At 68.1% G+C, this 17,281-nt stretch carries 16 protein-coding genes, 1 tRNA gene and 1 other RNA gene; 7 read left to right on the top strand and 11 right to left on the bottom strand.

The genetic code is table 11. From position 1 onward, the window contains the following. Positions 1-49 precede the first annotated feature (49 nt). The 4 genes from ACVCMC_RS04615 to ACVCMC_RS04600 are packed head-to-tail and all read left to right on the top strand — an operon-like array spanning position 50 to position 4,545. A complete protein-coding gene (locus ACVCMC_RS04615) occupies positions 50-991 on the top strand; it encodes an AAA family ATPase (RefSeq protein ID WP_395118642.1) in 942 nt (313 codons plus the stop codon). Beyond that, positions 991-1,944 (top strand): DUF58 domain-containing protein, encoded by a 954-nt coding sequence (locus ACVCMC_RS04610; protein WP_447098833.1) that lies wholly within the window; start codon positions 991-993, stop codon positions 1,942-1,944. Before ACVCMC_RS04615 ends, ACVCMC_RS04610 begins: the two co-directional genes overlap by 1 nt. After that, positions 1,941-3,908 (top strand): transglutaminase TgpA family protein, encoded by a 1,968-nt coding sequence (locus tag ACVCMC_RS04605; RefSeq protein WP_447098832.1) that lies wholly within the window; start codon positions 1,941-1,943, stop codon positions 3,906-3,908. The genes ACVCMC_RS04610 and ACVCMC_RS04605 overlap by 4 nt, the downstream gene beginning before the upstream one ends. A gap of 46 nt (positions 3,909-3,954) precedes the next feature. Then, complete coding sequence (locus ACVCMC_RS04600; protein ID WP_447098831.1) at positions 3,955-4,545, top strand: Slp family lipoprotein; 591 nt, start codon at positions 3,955-3,957, stop codon at positions 4,543-4,545. A 65-nt stretch (positions 4,546-4,610) separates the two neighbouring features. Here the strand turns inward: ACVCMC_RS04600 and ACVCMC_RS04595 are convergent, their stop codons facing one another. From ACVCMC_RS04595 to ACVCMC_RS04560, 8 genes are all read right to left on the bottom strand, one after another. After that, entirely contained in the window at positions 4,611-4,955 is a 345-nt protein-coding gene (locus ACVCMC_RS04595; RefSeq protein WP_395118650.1) for a histidine triad nucleotide-binding protein, read from the bottom strand. A 37-nt stretch (positions 4,956-4,992) separates the two neighbouring features. Continuing rightward, entirely contained in the window at positions 4,993-5,592 is a 600-nt protein-coding gene (gene recR, locus ACVCMC_RS04590) for a recombination mediator RecR (protein WP_447098830.1), read from the bottom strand. A gap of 103 nt (positions 5,593-5,695) precedes the next feature. After that, the gene (locus ACVCMC_RS04585) at positions 5,696-6,019 is read right to left on the bottom strand and encodes a YbaB/EbfC family nucleoid-associated protein (RefSeq protein WP_395121393.1); all 324 of its coding nucleotides are present in this window, start codon (positions 6,017-6,019) and stop codon (positions 5,696-5,698) included. Next, positions 6,019-7,680 (bottom strand): DNA polymerase III subunit gamma/tau, encoded by a 1,662-nt coding sequence (gene dnaX / locus ACVCMC_RS04580; protein ID WP_447098829.1) that lies wholly within the window; start codon positions 7,678-7,680, stop codon positions 6,019-6,021. Before dnaX ends, ACVCMC_RS04585 begins: the two co-directional genes overlap by 1 nt. Positions 7,681-7,762: 82 nt before the next feature. Further along, an RNA gene (gene ffs / locus ACVCMC_RS04575) (signal recognition particle sRNA small type) lies at positions 7,763-7,859 on the bottom strand. A gap of 93 nt (positions 7,860-7,952) precedes the next feature. After that, a tRNA-Ser gene (locus ACVCMC_RS04570) sits at positions 7,953-8,045 on the bottom strand. 312 nt (positions 8,046-8,357) lie between these two features. Continuing rightward, positions 8,358-9,116, bottom strand: coding sequence for an MBL fold metallo-hydrolase (locus ACVCMC_RS04565; protein WP_447098828.1), 759 nt, complete (start codon positions 9,114-9,116; stop codon positions 8,358-8,360). Further along, positions 9,113-9,844, bottom strand: a complete 732-nt coding sequence (locus ACVCMC_RS04560) for a 3-deoxy-D-manno-octulosonic acid kinase (protein WP_395121394.1) — start codon at positions 9,842-9,844, stop codon at positions 9,113-9,115. The genes ACVCMC_RS04565 and ACVCMC_RS04560 overlap by 4 nt, the downstream gene beginning before the upstream one ends. A 75-nt stretch (positions 9,845-9,919) precedes the next feature. Between ACVCMC_RS04560 and ACVCMC_RS04555 the strand changes: the two genes are divergently transcribed. Then, positions 9,920-10,963, top strand: a complete 1,044-nt coding sequence (locus ACVCMC_RS04555; protein WP_447098827.1) for a glycosyltransferase family 9 protein — start codon at positions 9,920-9,922, stop codon at positions 10,961-10,963. A gap of 18 nt (positions 10,964-10,981) precedes the next feature. Here the strand turns inward: ACVCMC_RS04555 and ACVCMC_RS04550 are convergent, their stop codons facing one another. Together ACVCMC_RS04550 and ACVCMC_RS04545 are read right to left on the bottom strand one after the other, a co-directional pair. Then, the gene (locus ACVCMC_RS04550) at positions 10,982-11,911 is read right to left on the bottom strand and encodes a LysR family transcriptional regulator (RefSeq protein WP_447098826.1); all 930 of its coding nucleotides are present in this window, start codon (positions 11,909-11,911) and stop codon (positions 10,982-10,984) included. Between the two features lie 104 nt (positions 11,912-12,015). Next, entirely contained in the window at positions 12,016-12,156 is a 141-nt protein-coding gene (locus tag ACVCMC_RS04545; protein WP_447098825.1) for a hypothetical protein, read from the bottom strand. Between ACVCMC_RS04545 and acnA the strand changes: the two genes are divergently transcribed. Then, positions 12,155-14,908 (top strand): aconitate hydratase AcnA, encoded by a 2,754-nt coding sequence (gene acnA / locus ACVCMC_RS04540; protein ID WP_447098824.1) that lies wholly within the window; start codon positions 12,155-12,157, stop codon positions 14,906-14,908. The genes ACVCMC_RS04545 and acnA overlap by 2 nt on opposite strands. 85 nt (positions 14,909-14,993) lie before the next feature. Here the strand turns inward: acnA and ACVCMC_RS04535 are convergent, their stop codons facing one another. Next, positions 14,994-15,440: a hypothetical protein gene (locus ACVCMC_RS04535; protein WP_395118660.1), complete on the bottom strand. Its 447-nt coding sequence runs from the start codon at positions 15,438-15,440 to the stop codon at positions 14,994-14,996. Positions 15,441-15,584: 144 nt separating this feature from the next. On the opposite strand from ACVCMC_RS04535, the gene ACVCMC_RS04530 reads away from it, so the two are divergent. Next, entirely contained in the window at positions 15,585-17,270 is a 1,686-nt protein-coding gene (locus ACVCMC_RS04530) for an AMP-binding protein (protein WP_447098823.1), read from the top strand. Positions 17,271-17,281 lie beyond the last annotated feature (11 nt).

Below are 17,281 nucleotides of genomic sequence, written 5' to 3'. Positions count from 1 at the left end.
GCACACGGCGCGGACCGCGCCCGCCTTGGCTCCAGACCGTCGAGAAACCATGTCCGCCACCATCGAGCCCCGCGCCGAAGCGCTGCAACAACGCCTGCAAGCCGCGATCGACCAGGTCAATCGCGTCCTGCTGGGCAAGCCGCATCAGGTCAAACTCGCCTTCACCTGCCTGATCGCCGGCGGCCACCTGCTGCTGGAGGATGTGCCCGGCGTGGGCAAGACCACCCTGGCGCATGCGCTGGCCGCCACCTTCGGGCTGGAGTTCCAGCGCGTGCAGTTCACCAGCGACCTGCTGCCGTCGGACATCATCGGGGTCAGCGTCTACGAGCGCGACAGCGGGAGCTTCCGCTTCCATCCCGGGCCGATCTTCACCGGCCTGCTGCTCGCCGACGAGATCAATCGGGCCAGCCCCAAGACGCAAAGCGCGCTGCTCGAGGCGATGGCGGAGAACCAGGTCACCGTGGACGGCCAGACCCACGCGCTGGCCCCACCCTTTTTCGTCGTCGCCACGCAGAATCCGCTCGATCTCAACGGCACCTTCCCGCTGCCGGATTCGCAACTGGACCGGTTCATGCTGCGGCTGTCGCTGGATTACCCCGACCCCGGCGCCGAGCGCGCGCTGCTCACCGGCAGCGATCGCCGCGACATGCTGGCCCGACTCACCCCGCAGCTGGACGCCGAATCGCTGCTGGCCCTGCACCAGCGGGCGCAGGCCATCACTGCCAGCAGCGCCCTGCTCGACTATCTGCAGGCGCTGCTGGCCGCGAGCCGGCGCCATCCGGAGATCCGCGCGGGCCTGTCGCCACGCGCGGGCCTGGCGTTGCTGGGCGCTGCCCGCGCCTGGGCCATGCTCAGCGGCCGCAGTCATGTACTGCCCGAAGACATCCAGGCCCTGTTCGTGCCGCTGGCAGCTCACCGACTGCCGGCCACGCGGGGGGCCGACGGAGCGCAGCTGGCGCGGCAGTTGCTGACCGAGGTGGCGGTGGATTGATGCGAGGCCTGATGCAACGCCTGCAACGCCGGGCGGAAAAGCGCCTGCCGGCGTTGACCCGCTACCGCCGCCCGGAGCGATTGCCGATCACCCTGCATCGCCGACGCATCTATATCGTGCCCAGCGGCTTCGGCCTCGGCTTCACCGTGCTGTTGCTGGTGATGCTGGTCGGCGCGCTGAACTACAACAACAACGCCGCCCTGCTGCTGACCTGCCTGCTCGGCGCAGCGAGTGCGGCGAGCATGCTGGTGGCATTCCGCAACCTCGACGGGCTGCGCCTGGATCACCTGCGCGCCGGCCACGCGATCGCCGGCGAGGCGATCGAGCTGGTGTGCTCGTTCCATTCGGATCGCCCGCGCGGCGCCCTCCGACTGGACCTGGACGACGAATCGACTGCCTTCGCCGTGGACAGCGCCGACGCCGCCCAGGTCCGCCTGCGCCTGTCGACCCACCGGCGCGGCTGGCAACCGCTGCCGCGACTGCGCCTGTGGACCAGTTGGCCGCTGGGCATGTTCCGCGCCTGGAGCTGGCTGCACCCGGAGCAATCCGTGCTGGTCTGGCCGCGCCCGGAGGCGACCGGTCCGGCGCCACGGGCGATGGCCGACGACGCCCGCCGCATGCAACTTCACCGCGGCGAGGAACTGGCCGCGTTGCGCGACTATCGCGCCGGCGATCCGCAACGGCACATCGCCTGGAAACCCAGCGCCCGCCACGACGACCTGCTGGTGAAGGACTTCGAACAGCCGCGCAGCCGGCCGCAGTGGCGCCTGGACTGGCGGCAACTGCATGGTCTGGACGATGAAGCCCGCATCGCGCGACTGGCACGCTGGCTCAACGAGGCGCAGGCGCAGCGCTGCAGCTACAGCCTGTGGCTGCCGGGCACCGAGATCGGCAGCGGCAGCGGACTGCAGCACTACGTCCGCTGCATGGACGCGCTGGCGGGCCTGCCGTGAGCGGGCGCAGGAAACCGGGCAAGCCGGCGATCGCGCTGCCACAACGCGCGTTCGACCTGCTCTGCCTCAGCGCAGCCTTCGTGCTGGCGGTCAACGCCAGCCACCTGCCGTGGTGGCTCAGTGCCGCGCTTGCCGTGATCCTGGGCAGCCGCTGGTGGCAGCGTCACCGCCACCCCGGTCGCGTGCCGCAGGCGATCAAGCTGCCGCTGCTGACCCTGCTGACCCTGGCGATCATCGCCTACTACGGCAACCTGTTCGGGCGTGCGCCGGGCACCGCGCTGGGCATCGGCCTGCTGGTGCTCAAGCTGCTGGAAACCGAAACGCTGCGCGACGTGCGCGTCGGGGTGGGCTTTGCCTGTTTCACCCTGATGACCGCCCTGCTGTTCGACCAGGGCATGGTCAGCACGCTGGTGGTGGCGCTGGGACTGGTGCCCGCGCTGGCCACCCTGCGGGCGCTGGAACCCGCGCAACCGGCGACCGGCATGGCGCGCAGCTTCATGCCCGCGCTGGCGCTGCTGGCGGCGGCACTCCCGCTGGCCTTGCTCGCCTTCGTGCTGGTGCCCCGGCTGGGTTCGCCGTTGTGGGGCGCACCCGGCCGCGACCAGGCGCGCACCGGCCTCAGCGACCGCATGAGTCCGGGTGCCTTCACCGAGCTGTTGACCGACGATCACCCGGCCATGCGGGTCACCTTCGACGGCCCACCGCCGCCGCCGGACCAGCGCTACTTTCGCGCCTTCGTCATGGCCAGGTACGACGGCGTGAGCTGGAGCTATGACGACGTGGCCCACGCAGCACCGGTGCCGCTCGAGGTCGAGCAGTCGATCGGCTACCGGATCAACCTGCTGCCCACGCACCGCCGCGTGCTGCCGACCCTGGACGTGCCGATCGAGGCGCCCGCGGGGGCCGTCATGCACAGGGACCGCGTGGTGGTAGCCAGCCGACCGGTCGACGATGCGCTCAGCTATGCGCTCGGTTCGGCCACGCGATACCGGCTCGAACCGCAGTTGGACGCGCGACCCCAGCGCTGGCTGCAGCTCCCCGCCCGCTTCAACCCGCGCACGCTGGCGCTCGGCCAATCCTGGCGCGAGCGCCACGGCAGCGACGACAACGCCATCGTCCGCGAGGCGCTGGCGCTGTTTCACGATGGCGGGTTTCGCTACACGCTCGCGCCGGCGCCGTTGGGCCGCGACGCCATGGACGATTTCCTGTTCGCCACGCGCGAAGGCTATTGCGAGCACTACTCGTCCGCATTCACCGTGCTGATGCGCGCAGCCGGCATTCCGGCACGCGTGGTCACCGGCTACCAGGGTGGCTACTGGAACAAGCTGGGCAACTATCTGCTGGTGCGCAACTCCGATGCCCATGCCTGGAGCGAAGTGTGGCTGGCCGGTCGCGGCTGGGTGCGCGTCGACCCCACGGCCGCCGTGCGCCCCGAACGGGTCAGCCTGGGCGCTGCCGCTGCCGCGGGTGATCAGCTGGACTGGTACCGACGCGACTGGCTGCAGCAGTTCCGCAATCGCTGGGACATTGTCAACCGCTGGTGGGACCAGGGCGTTGTGGCGTTTGATGCGCTACGTCAGCGCGGCTTGCTGACCCCGTTCGGCATCCGCGACACCGACACGAGGACGCTGGGCGTGCTGCTGGCCATCGGCAGCAGCCTGTTCGTCGCCATCGGGCTGGCGTGGGCATTGCGGCGGCGGCAGCCGCGCGACCCGTTGCGGGAGGCCTTGCGCGCGCTGGAACGCAAGCTCGCACGGCAACGGGTCGTCCGGCGGACCGGCGAAGGCCCGCAGCACTACCTGAGCCGCGCGGCACGTGCCCTGCCGGCGCAGCGCGGCCAGCTGACGGAGTTGATGCAGCAGTACCTGGAGCTTTGCTATGCCAGCGACGAACCCGCGCCTGAATCAGTCCACGCGTTCCGGCGCATGGTGCGGGATTTTCGGGTAACGAACGTGGTCAAATGACATCGATGCGATGGTGGACACCATCGTTCCTGACGGAGAAAACCTCATGTCTCTTTACCGTCCTCTCACCCTCGCCGCCGCGGTTGCCGTGCTGGGTGGTTGTGCGACGATCCCGCAACCGCTGCAGGGAAACTACGCCACCGTCTCCACCGCCAGTGCGCGACAGGGCGGCGCCGGCGACACCCCGGTTCGCTGGGGTGGCGAGATCATCAAGACCGAACCCGGCCCGCAGCAGACCTGCTTCTTCGTGCTGTCGCGCCCGCTGGACAAGCAGGCACGACCGCGCCTGGGCAATTCGGGCGAGAACGACGGCCGCTTCGTCGCCTGCCGTGACGGTTTCTACGACCCTGAGGTGTTCACCCGCGGACGCGAGCTGACCGTGACCGGCACCCTGCACGGCACCGTGACCAAGAAGGTCGGCGAGTACGACTATGCCTACCCGCGCGTCGAGGCGAACGTGGTCTACCTGTGGCCCAAGCGACAGCCCCGCGCAGCCTACCCGCCCGGCTTCTACGACCCGTTCTGGGGCCCGGGCTTCGGCCCGTACTGGGGCAGCCCGTGGGGCTATCCGTACTGGGGCGGCCCGCGGGTGATCGTGGTGCGTCCGCCGGCACCGCCACCGCCGCCGAAGAAGTAACCATCTGCCTACGAAAACGCCGGCTCGCAGCCGGCGTTTTCCGTTTTTCGTCAGGTCCGCGCCGGTCAGCCCGGCGGCCAATGCATGCGGCGTCCGGCCAGCAGATGGACATGGATGTGGAAGACGGTCTGGCCGCCATCCTCGTTGCAGTTGATCACGGTGCGATAACCCTGCTCGGCGAAGCCTTCCTGCTTGGCGTAGGCCGCGGCGGCCAGCAGCAGTTTTCCGAGCAGGGCCGCCTGTTCCGGAGTCGCGTCGTTGAGCGTCGCCAGCGACTGCCTGGGAATGAACAGCACGTGCACCGGTGCCTGCGGATTCAGATCGCGGAAGCCCAGCACCTCGTCGTCCTCGTAGACGATGTCGGCGGGAATCTCGCGGCGGACGATCTTGCTGAAAATGGTATCGCTCATGCTTGACTCCCTCGATCCGGCGGCGCGGTGGCCGTCATCAGTCCAGTATCTGGCGACCGCCGAACGCATGCGCCAGCGTGCTGCGGTCGACGTATTCCAGTTCGCCGCCCAGCGGCACGCCGTAGGCCAGCCGGGTCGGGCGCACGCCACCGGCACGCGCCAGTTGCGCGAGGTAGTGCGCGGTCGCGTCACCTTCCACGGTGGGATTGGTGGCGATGATCATCTCCTCGATCTCGCCCTCGCCCAGGCGCCGGGTCAGTTTCGCCAGCCCCAGTTCTTCCGGCCCGAGCCCGTCCAGCGGCGACAGCCGGCCCATCAGCACGAAGTACTGGCCACGATAACCGGTGGCCTGCTCGATCGCCGCCAGTTCGGTCGGCGACTCGACCACGCACAACACCTGTCGATCACGACTGGCACTGGCGCACAACGCGCACAGCGGCTCCTCGCTGAAATTGCGGCAACGCTCGCAGTGGCCGATCTTCTCCATCGCCTGCGCCATCACCCGCGCAAGCCGCGACCCGCGCTCGCGCTCGCGCTCAAGCAGATGAAACGCCATCCGCTGCGCACTCTTGCCACCCACGCCGGGCAGGCAGCGCAGCGCCTCGATCAGTTCGGCAAGAAGTGGGGAGCTGTTCATGGGCCCTTGGCCGCGAATGGGGAATCGGGAATGGAGAGTCGGGAAAGCACGGCTCGCTGGCTCCCGCGCCTGGTCTCGCGATTCCCCATTTCCGATTTCCGGCTCAAAACGGCATCTTGAACCCGGCCGGCAGGTTCATCCCGGCGGTGACGCCGCCGAGCTTGTCCTTGCTGGCCTGGGCAACTTTGTTGACGGCGTCGTTCACGGCGGCGGCGACGAGGTCTTCCGCCATCTCGGGGTCGTCGGCAAAGGTCTGCCGGTCGATCTGCACGCGGCGCACTTCATGCGCGCCGGTCATCACCACGCTGACCAGGCCGCCGCCGGCGCTGCCGGTGACTTCGAGTTTCGCGATCTCCTCCTGCGCGCGCTTCATGTCTTCCTGCATGCGCTGCGCCTGCTGCATCAACTGACCGATTTGTCCTCTCATCATCTGGCTCCGGGTTCGTTGCCCAAGGGTTTGACGGATTGCGGCACGACGCGGGCGCCGAAGTCGCGCTTCAGGCTCTGCACCAGCGGATCGTCCTCGATCGCCTGCTCGGCCGCGCTCTGCGCGCTGTCGCGTGCCTTGGCCGCGCGCGCCGCCGGGGTCTGCATGGCGTCGGCCTGGCTCTCGCTGACGAAGCGCAGGCGGATGGTCTCGCCCAGCGCCTGGCTGATGCGATCCTCCATCTGGCTGACCATGGGCTCCACCGCCATGCCCATGTGCGCCGGCTGCAACGCCAGCACCAGGGTCTGGCCGTCACGCTCGCGCAGCACCGCGTTCTGCGCCACCACGCTGAACGGCCCGCGCAGCTGGGCCCGTTCGATCAGCGCCTCCCAATCCGGCCGGCCGCTCGCATCGCGTGCAATCGGCGCGGGCGCCGGAGCCTGCGCGGCTGGCTCGCGCGGTGCTGGCGCGGGTGTCGGCGTGGCAGCGCGAGCATCTGCGGACGGCGGTGCGGGTGCACGCGCGTGCGCCTGGCTCGTCGGCGCCCGCGGCGCCACGCGCGCCGCCGCGGGTTCGTCGCCCGGACGGAAAGCGAGCATGCGCAGCAAGGCCATCTCGAAACCGGTGCGGGCGTCGGGCGCCAGCGTGAGGTCGCGCCGGCCCGTCACTGCAATCTGGTAGTACAGCTGCACGTCCTCCGGCGTGATGCGCCCGGCGAGGTCGGCCAGCGCGCCGTCGGCGTCATCCGCTTCCGGCCGGTAGCCGGGAATCAGCTGGATCAGCTGCAGGCGATGCAGCAGGCCGGCGATGTCGTCGAGCACGCCGCCGAAGTCGGGCGAATAGGAGGCGATCTGCGTGCACTCGACCAGCAGCTGCTCGCCGTCGCCCGAAGCCAGCGCCTCCAGTACGCCGAGCACCTGCCCGCGCGCCACGCTGCCCAGCATGGTGCGCACGTCGTCGGCGTGCAGCGCGCCGCCGCCATAGGCGATGGCCTGGTCAAGCAGCGACAGGCCATCGCGCAGCGAGCCGTCCGCGGCGCGGGCCAGCTCGCCGATCGCGCTGTCTTCATAGGCGATGTTCTCGGCACCCAGGATGTGCCGCATCTGGCCGGAGATCTGCTCCGGCAGCAGCCGCTTCAGGTTGAACTTCAGGCAACGCGACAGCACCGTCACCGGCAGCTTCTGCGGGTCGGTGGTGGCGAGCAGGAACTTCACGTGCGGTGGCGGCTCTTCCAGCGTCTTCAGCAACGCGTTGAACGCGTTCTTCGACAGCATGTGCACCTCGTCGACCAGGTACACCTTGAAGCGGCCGCGCGACGGCGCGTACTGCGCGTTCTCGATCACCTCGCGCACGTCGTCCACGCCGGTGTTGCTGGCCGCATCGATCTCCAGCAGGTCGACGAAGCGGCCTTCGTCCACCGCCGTGCACACCGAACACTCGCCGCAGGGATCGGCCGACTGGCCGCGCTCGCAGTTCAGCGACTTGGCGAAGATGCGTGCAATGGTGGTCTTGCCGACGCCGCGGGTGCCGGTGAACAGGTAGGCGTGATGCATGCGGCCGGTGTCGAGCGCGTTGGTGAGCGCGCGCACCACGTGTTCCTGCCCCACCAGCTCGGAGAACTTGCGCGGGCGCCACTTGCGGGCGAGTACCTGATAGGACATGACTGCCAACGTGGGGACAAAGGTCGATTGTGCCAAGTCGGCGCACGCAAGTCAGCAAACGTCCGGCCCGAAATGGTGGCGGCCCCGCCAGCCACACCCCGGCACCCGAGTCATTCGCTACCGTTGCTTCCTTCCGGACCTGGCGGAGTTTGCGAACTATCGTCGCGGGGGGACCGACGGGGCCACCATGGACGTCAAGCGATTACGCTTGTTGCTGTGTTGTTGCTGTTGCTGTTGCGCCAGCTTCATGCCGTCGCAGTTTGTTCAGAAACTGGCGGAGAGGGCGGGATTCGAACCCGCGATACGGGGATAAGCCGTATACACACTTTCCAGGCGTGCTCCTTCAACCACTCGGACACCTCTCCGCAAAATCTTTGTCGCACCATCTCGCAGCGGGCGGGATTGTTCGGCTCATCCTGAGCCTCACCCCTCACTGGCGTTCGGGGCCAGCCTGGCGGCTGTCCAAATTCGTTCCAGACGAATTTGTCGAACCCGCGATACGGGGATAAGCCGTATACACACTTTCCAGGCGTGCTCCTTCAACCACTCGGACACCTCTCCACTTTTCGAAGCAACCCGGCAAGGACGCCCGGATCTTCCTTGCGGGGCATCCCGCCCGACAAAGAAGCGGAAGGATAGCCGCAGGCCCGGATGCAGGCAAGCAAATCGAACGGGAGTCAACCGGCGTCGGCGCGCGGCGCGGCCGGCGCCTGCAACGCGACGCGTTGCCCCGGCGTGGCGATACGGAAACCGCGTGCCGCCAGCGCATCGCCATCGGCCGCGCTGCCGTAGTGGTAAAGAAGCAACTGTCGCTGCAGCGCCTGCGGGTATTCCCGCGCGATGTCGTCGATGCCGGTGTGCGACGGATTGCCGAGCAGGCTGCAGTCGTGGGCGACCAGCGCCGCGCCGCCGGCATGCCGCGCCAGCACTTCCGGGATCGGCCGGGTGTCGCCGGTGTAGACGAAACTGCCCTCCAGCGCCAGGCCGTACGAGGTGCCCGGCACGTGATGGCGGGTGGCGAACACGTCGAACCAGCAGCCATCCAGCCAGAAGCCGCGACTGCACGGCACCAGCTGGAACGCCTCCCAGAAATTGACTCCGCCTTCGGCCAGCGCACCGGGGTAATCGGCCACCCGCGTCTGCAGCCATGGCACCAGCGCGGCGTGGGTGAACAGGCGCATCCGCCCACGCCGCGCGGGATCGAACCAGAGCCGGATGAACAACTGCTCCAGCTCCGCGACATGATCCATGTGGGTGTGGGTGATGAACACCGCGTCCGGCAGGGTGCCGTAGCTTGCCGTGTAGCGGTCGAGCGTGCCCGGTCCGCAGTCGATCAGCAGCACCGGCTTGCCCGCGCGCTCGAGGACGGCGGCAGAGGCACCCAGCGCCGTCGCATGCGCGGCGCCCACGCCGAGAAAATGCAGTTGCCAGTTCATGCCGTCAGTGCGCGCTCGTAGCCATGCAGCAGAGGCTGCCAGATTTCGCGCTCGAACGCCTGCTCGCCTGCCGCGGCGGCGCCGAGCTTGAGCAACGACCGGCGCAGCCGCTGCAGGTTCGCCCGGCGCCAACCGGGTGCGGGCGCACGCTGGCGACCGCGGTCGAAGTCGATCAGATGCAGGCCGGCGGCCGAGACCAGGACGTTGTGCGCGTTCAGGTCGGCATGCCAGATGCCGGCCCGATGGAAACGCCCGACCACCGCGCCGACCTCGACCGCAAGCTCGCTGCCGAGGTCACCGCCGGCCAGGCACTCGGCGAGCGTCCGCGCGCCGGCGATGCGATGCGTGATGAGGTCGGCGCGATACAGCAGACCCTGGCGACGGTAACGCGCGGCGACCGCGCATGGCCCGGGCAAGCCCAGCCGCGCGATCTCGGCAAGCAGCCGGAACTCCCTGAAAGGCCGGCTGCGCCGCGCCCCCAGCCACAGATAGCGATCGCCCAGCAGCGCCCGTACCAGTCCGCCACGACGATAGTGGCGCAGCACGCACTCGCCGAGCGGGCTCGCGATGATCGCCACGCCGCCGCGGCCGCCGGCCTGCATGCGCAAGGCGCCGCGTTCGCGCCAGTAATCCGGCGCAAACCAGTCGTCGTCGACTTGTGACGATACGGCGGCGTCACACAGAATCGCGCCGTGGGCGTCTTGCTGGATGCGTTCGGGCATCATGATGCCTTGTGACCGGACACCGATTCTAACCCACAGGCCCGCCCTGCCTTCCGCTGGCGCGGGCCAACGACCATCGCGATGAATGCACCTTCCTCGATCTGCCTGCTGCGCACCTCCGCCATCGGCGACGTCACCCACGTCGTGCCACTGGTGCGCACGCTGCAACAGGCGTGGCCGCAGACCGCGCTGACGTGGATCGTCGGCAAGCTCGAACGCAAACTGGTGGGCGACCTGCCCGGCGTGGAGTTCGTCACCTTCGACAAGGCCGCCGGCTGGACCGGCCTGAGTGCAGTGCGTGCCGCCCTGCAGGGACGTCGCTTCGACGCGCTGCTGCAGATGCAGGTGGCGATGCGCTCGAACCTGCTGAGCCTGGCCGTCAAGGCGGATCGGCGCATCGGTTACGACCGCGCCCGTGCGAAAGACCTGCACGGCCTGGTCATCAACGAGCGCATCCCTGCGCGCGGCGGCGAACACGTGCTCGACGCGATCGGCAGCTTCTGCGAACCGCTGGGCCTGCAACAGACGCAGGTGCGCTGGGACATCCCGATCCCCGGCGATGCGCACGCCTGGGCCGCCACGCAACTGCCCGGCGACACACCCACCTTGCTGGTCAGCCCCGCCTCCAGCCATGCCTTGCGCAACTGGCGGCCCGAGCGCTACGCGGCGGTGATGGACCATGTCGCCTCCCGCGGCTGGCGGGTGGCCCTGATTGGCGGACCATCCGCATCGGAGCGCGCCATGGCCGACGCGGTGCTGGCCGCCTGCCGGCGCGCGCCGCTCGATCTCACCGGCAAGGACACCCTGAAGAAACTGCTGGCCCTGCTCGCCCGCGCGCAGCTACTGCTGGGCCCGGATTCCGGTCCGATGCACATGGCCAACAGCGTCGGCACCCGCGTGCTCGGCCTGCATGCCGCCAGCAACCCGGAGCGCTCCGGCCCCTACTCCGATCGACGCTGGTGCGTGAACAAGTACGACGAGGCCGCGCGCAAGTACCTGGGCCGACCGGCAGCGGAGATTCCGTGGGGCAGCAAGATCGAACGCCCCGGCGTGATGGACTTGATCGACGTGGATGCGGTGATCGACCGTTACGAGGCAGCCGCACGCGACCTCGGCCTGGCCTGACCTTCGCGCGTCGACGCGTCAGCCCTTGCCGCTGCGCACGCGCAAGCCCGGTCGCTGCCGCGCCAGCTTTCGCAACAGCTCGGCAAAGGCGTGCAGGTCGTCGTGCCAGGGCGAGGCATCGCGCCAGTACAGCGCGATTTCGCGACCGCCGGCCGAACCCTTGAGCCGCGCCAGCACGATCCCCGGCATCGAGGCGAGCCGCTCGTGCGCCAGCGCCGGTACCAGCGCGTAGCCACCGCGCAAGCTGACCAGCGCGGCGAGGCTTTCCAGGCTGACGTCCTGCACGTTGCCACGCTCACTGCCGTCGAGCCCGTCGGCATGGCTTTCCGCCATCAGGATCGCCTCGGCCTGGTCCAGTTGTTCCAGCGCAATGGACGGTCGGCCGGCCAGTGGATGATCGGCGCGCAGCATCAGCTCCCACGGTTCGAAGAACAGCGCCCGTGAGGCAATCCCGCTGACAGTCGATGCCGATGGGGCGAGCACCGCGTCCAGCTCACCCTCGTGCAGCCTGCGCAACAAGCCGCGTGGCTTGCCCTCGGAGATGCCCAGCCGGGCGCCGGGAAAATGCTGCGGAAACGGCGCAATCAAATGCGGCAACAGATATGGCCCCAGCGACGCCGGCAAGCCCAGCCGCAGCGCGCCGCCGAAAGCCACCTCGCCGGCACGGGCGACCTGCTGCAGGTGCTCGGCCGCCACCAGCACCGCATCGATCTGCTGCAACAGGCGTTGGCCGCCGGCGGTCACCACCACCCGCCGCCCGCCACGTTCGAACAGCGGTGCACCGAGCGCCTGCTCCACCTTCTGCACCTGGTGGGACAAGCCGGACGGACTGATGTGCATCGCGCGCGCGGCACTGTTGAAACTGCCGTTCCGATGCACCGCCTGCACCAGCGCAAGGTCGCGCAGCGAGACGGCGGCGAGGTGGGTCGAAATCATCGAACGCTGCATGTCGTCAAAGGCGTTTGTCTGTGATGGTCAAGGCGGGCATCCTGCAGGCACCGCGTGATTCCCCGCCCGGGCGCCGGGTGCAGTCTAACCGGCGCAGCAGCCCGTCACGCGCCGACACGCCCGGGTTCCTCGACGCCGACATGCAGCGTTTGAGCGATAATTCCCCTTTTGGCGGGGCCGGCCGCGCCGTTTCCGCATGCTTGCCAGTCGTCCCAGCCGCAGGATTCAGCCAGGAGCAGCACCATGAAAGACACGTTCGCCACCCGTGACACTCTCGAAGTCAACGGCAGGAAATACGCCTATGCCAGCCTCGCCAAGCTTGGCGAACGCTTCGACCTGAAGCGGCTGCCCTACTCGATGAAGATCCTGCTGGAGAACCTGCTGCGCCACGAGGATGGCGTGGACGTGACTTCCCGCGAGATCGAGGCGGTGGCCACCTGGGACGCCAGCAAGGAGCCGGATACCGAAATCGCCTTCATGCCGGCGCGCGTGCTGCTGCAGGATTTCACCGGCGTGCCGTGCGTGGTCGACCTGGCTGCCATGCGCGACGCGATGAAGGCGCTGGGCGGCGATCCCACCCTGATCAACCCGCTGTCGCCGGCCGAGCTGGTGATCGACCACTCGGTGCAGGTGGACGTCTTCGGCAGCGAGGACGCGCTGGAGAGGAACGTCGCGATCGAGTTCGACCGCAACCAGGCGCGCTACAGCTTCCTGCGCTGGGGCCAGAAGGCGCTGAGCAACTTCAAGGTGGTGCCGCCGCGCACCGGCATCGTCCACCAGGTGAACCTGGAATACCTGGCGCGGGTGGTGATGCACACCGAGATCGACGGCCAGGCCTGGGCCTATCCCGACACCCTGTTCGGCACCGACTCGCACACCACGATGGTCAATGGCCTGGGCGTGCTGGGCTGGGGCGTGGGCGGCATCGAGGCGGAGGCGGCCATGCTCGGCCAGCCTTCTTCCATGCTGATTCCGCAGGTGGTCGGCTTCAAGCTGTCCGGCCGCCTGCCCGAGGGCGCCACCGCCACCGACCTGGTGCTGACCGTGACGCAGATGCTGCGCAAGCAGGGCGTGGTCGGCAAGTTCGTGGAGTTCTTCGGTCCGGGCCTGCAGCACCTGGCCCTGGCCGACCGCGCCACCATCGGCAACATGGCGCCGGAATACGGCGCCACCTGCGGCATCTTCCCGGTCGACCAGGAGTCGCTGAACTACCTGCGCCTGTCCGGCCGCAGTGACGAGCAGATCCAGCTGGTGGAGGCGTACGCCAAGGCCCAGGGCCTGTGGCATGACGCCAACAGCCCGGAGCCGGCGTTCTCCGCCGTGCTCGAACTCGACCTCGCCGACGTGAAGCCCTCGATGGCCGGCCCCAAGCGCCCGCAGGATCGCGTGTTGCTGACCGACGTGCAGAAGAACTTCCACGAAGTGGTGGGCCCGCTCACTGCCAATCGTCGCCGCGGCAATGGCGACGTCGACCGTTTCTCCAACGAGGGCGGCGCCAGCGCGATCGGCAACCCGTCCAACGCGATCGGCGATACCGGCGTGCTGGTGGAACGCAACGGCCAGAGCTTCCGCGTCGCTGACGGGTCGGTGGTGATCGCCGCGATCACCTCGTGCACCAACACCTCCAACCCGGCAGTGATGCTGGCGGCAGGCCTGGTCGCCAAGAAGGCCGCTGCCAGGGGCCTGAAGGCCAAGCCGTGGGTGAAGACCTCGCTGGCCCCCGGCTCCAAGGTGGTGACCGATTACCTGGAGCAGACCGGCCTGCTGAGCGAGCTGGAGAAGACCGGCTTCTACCTGGTCGGCTACGGCTGCACCACCTGCATCGGCAACTCCGGCCCGCTGCCGGTCGAGGTCAGCAAGGGCATCGCCGACGGCGACCTGGCGGTGGCCGCCGTGCTCTCGGGCAACCGCAACTTCGAAGGCCGCGTGCATGCCGAGGTGAAGATGAACTACCTGGCCTCGCCGCCGCTGGTGGTCGCCTATGCGCTGGCCGGCTCGCTCGACGTGAACCTCTCCACCGATCCGCTGGGCCAGGATGCGCAGGGCAAGGACGTGTTCCTCAAGGACATCTGGCCGAGCAACAAGGAAATCAGCGACCTGATGGCCAGCGCGGTCACCTCGGCCATGTTCAAGAAGAACTACGCCGACGTGTTCAAGGGCGACGAGCGCTGGAACGCGATCGCCTCGCCGGACGGCGCGCTGTACGCCTGGGACGAAGCTTCCACCTACATCAAGAACCCGCCCTACTTCGAAGGCATGACGATGGAGCTGGGCACGGTCGAGGACATCCACGCCGCGCGCTGCCTGGGCCTGTTCGGCGACTCCATCACCACCGACCACATCTCCCCGGCCGGTTCGATCAAGAAGGATTCGCCCGCCGGCCGCTTCCTGATCTCGCGCGGCGTGCAGCCGATCGACTTCAACTCCTACGGCTCGCGCCGCGGCAACGACGACGTGATGGTGCGCGGCACCTTCGCCAACATCCGCATCAAGAACCAGATGCTGGATGGCGTGGAAGGCGGCTTCACCCGCCACATTCCCAGCGGCGAACAGCTGGCGATCTATGACGCGGCGATGAAGTACAAGGAAACCGGCACGCCGCTGGTAGTCATCGCCGGCAAGGAATACGGCACCGGCTCCTCGCGCGACTGGGCTGCCAAGGGCACCCTGCTGCTGGGCGTCAAGGCGGTGATCACCGAGAGCTTCGAGCGCATCCACCGCTCCAACCTGGTCGGCATGGGCGTGCTGCCGCTGCAGTTCAAGGCCGGCGAGAATGCCAAGTCGCTGGGCCTGACCGGTCGCGAGAGCTTCGACATCACCGGCCTGGACAACGGCAACGCGAAGGAAGCCACGGTGACCGCCACCGCCGAGGACGGCAGCAAGAAGCAGTTCAGCGTGCACGTGATGCTGCTCACGCCGAAGGAGCGCGAGTTCTTCCGCCACGGCGGCATCCTGCAGTACGTGCTGCGCCAGCTGGCCGGCCGCAAGGCCGCCTGATCCGGCGACACCCTGACAAGAAAACGCCCCGCTGGCCGGGGCGTTTTCTTTGTGGGGTACCGCAGCGTCGCCTGCGCGCCGGCTGCTAAATCGAACGCTCCCAGCTGGCGGTATAGCAGTGCCAGTCGCCGCCTTCCTCGCGCCATCCCGAGGTCACCCTGTAGACCCCCAGCCGATCGGGCAGCAGGCGTCCGCCGCTGCTCAGGGTGACCGTGAAAGTCGCCACCATGCGTTCGCCGCGTGGCTCGACGGAGACCGGCCCGAGCAAGACGCCGACGTGTTCGCCGCGCAGCTTCAACAGGCCCACCATCGCCATCAACCGGCGCCGGTCCAGTTCGCCGGCGTTGCCGTCGAAGTCCTCGCTCAATGACTCGCCCACGCCGCTGGCCGAACCGGCTTCCGCCGCCTGCGCCGTCGCAGTGATTGCGGCACGTATGCGCTCCTCGTCCGGCGCACGGTGGCAGGCAGCAAGCATCACCACGCACCACAGCAGTGCCGCCGACAGCAGGAAGATTTTTCGCGATCCGATCATCGATGGACTCCATGGCAACGCGGCTTGCCGCCGTGCGCGGGCGTATGCTCCAATGAACCGGCGCATGGGCCATCATGGATGCGTTCGGCATCCTGATTCCACCATCGGCGGCGCCATCACGGAAAACACGGGGAACCCCAGAGCATGAGCAACGAACGTCCCTGGCTGGAACATTATCCGGCCGGCGTGCCCGGTCAGATCGACGTCAACCAGTATGCTTCGGTCCCGGCGGTGCTCGAGGAAGCGTTCACCCGTTTCCGCGATCGTCCCGCCTTCGCCAATTTCGGCCGCCAGCTCAGCTATGGACAGATCGACGAGATGAGCCGCCAGTTCGCCGGCTACCTCACCGGCGTGCTCAAGCTCGGCAAGGGCGATCGCATCGCGATCATGCTGCCCAACGTGCTGCAGTATCCGATCGCGCTGTTCGGGGCGTTGCGCGCCGGGCTGGTGGTGGTCAATACCAACCCGATGTACACCGCGCGCGAGTTGAAGCATCAGCTGGAGGATTCCGGCGCCAAGGCGATCGTGGTGCTGGACAATTTCGCTGCCACGCTGCAGCAGGTGGCGGCGCAGACCCAGGTCAAGCACATCGTCACCACGGGCATCGGCGACCTGCTCGGCTTCCCCAAGGGCGCGCTGGTCAACTTCGTGCTCAAGCACGTCAAGAAGATGGTGCCGGCGTTCCACTTGCCCGAAGCCGTGCGTTTCCGCGACGCGCTGGCCCAGGGCGCAGCGCACCCGCTGCAGCCGGTCACGATGGACCACGACGACATCGCTTTCCTGCAGTACACCGGCGGCACCACCGGCGTGGCCAAGGGTGCGATGCTGACCCACGGCAACATGATCGCCAACATGCTGCAGGCAGCCGCCTGGATCGGCACCGAGCTGGTCAAGCCCGGCAAGGAAGTGATCATCACCGCGCTGCCGCTGTATCACATCTTTTCGCTGACGGCGAACGGCCTGGTCTTCACCCGCCTGGGCGGCCTCAACTGGCTGATCACCAACCCGCGCGACATGCCCGGCTTCGTCAAGGAGCTGGGCAAGTCCGGTTTCACTGCGCTGACCGGCGTCAACACCCTGTTCAATGGCCTGCTCAACACGCCGGGCTTTGCCGAACTGGATTTCTCCCGCCTGCACCTGACCCTCGGCGGCGGCATGGCGGTGCAACGCAAGGTGGCCGAGCGCTGGAAACAGACCACCGGCTGCACGCTCGCCGAAGCCTATGGTCTCACCGAAACCTCCCCGGCGGTGTGCATCAATCCGCTGAACCTGAAGGAGTACAACGGCTCGATCGGGCTGCCGGTACCGTCCACCGACGTGGCAATCTGGTCGGAGGCCGGCCAGCCGCTGCCGGTCGGCGAAGTCGGCGAGCTGATGGTGCGCGGGCCGCAGGTGATGAAGGGCTACTGGAAGCGCGAGGATGAAACCGCCAAGGTGCTCGGCGCCGATGGCTGGCTGCACACTGGCGACATCGCGAAGATGGACGAGAACGGCTACTTCTACATCGTCGACCGCAAGAAGGACATGATCCTGGTCTCCGGCTTCAACGTGTATCCGAACGAAGTCGAGGACGCGGTGATGGCGCACCCCGGCGTGCTGGAAGTGGCCGCGGTCGGCGTGCCCGACGAGCATTCCGGCGAAGTGGTGAAACTATTCGTGGTGCGCAAGGACCCGAACCTCACCGAGGAAGCGCTCAGGCAGTTCTGCCGCGAGAACCTGACCGGCTACAAGCGGCCCAAGCTGATCGAATTCCGCGACAGCCTGCCCAAGAGCAACGTGGGCAAGATCCTGCGCCGCGAATTGCGCGACGAGAAGAAACCCGCGGGCTGAACCTTCGAACA

The sequence above is a fragment of the Rhodanobacter sp. UC4452_H20 genome (assembly GCF_052978205.1).
The sequence above is the reverse complement of the archived record's forward strand: the minus strand, read 5'-3'. Positions and strand labels throughout refer to the sequence as shown.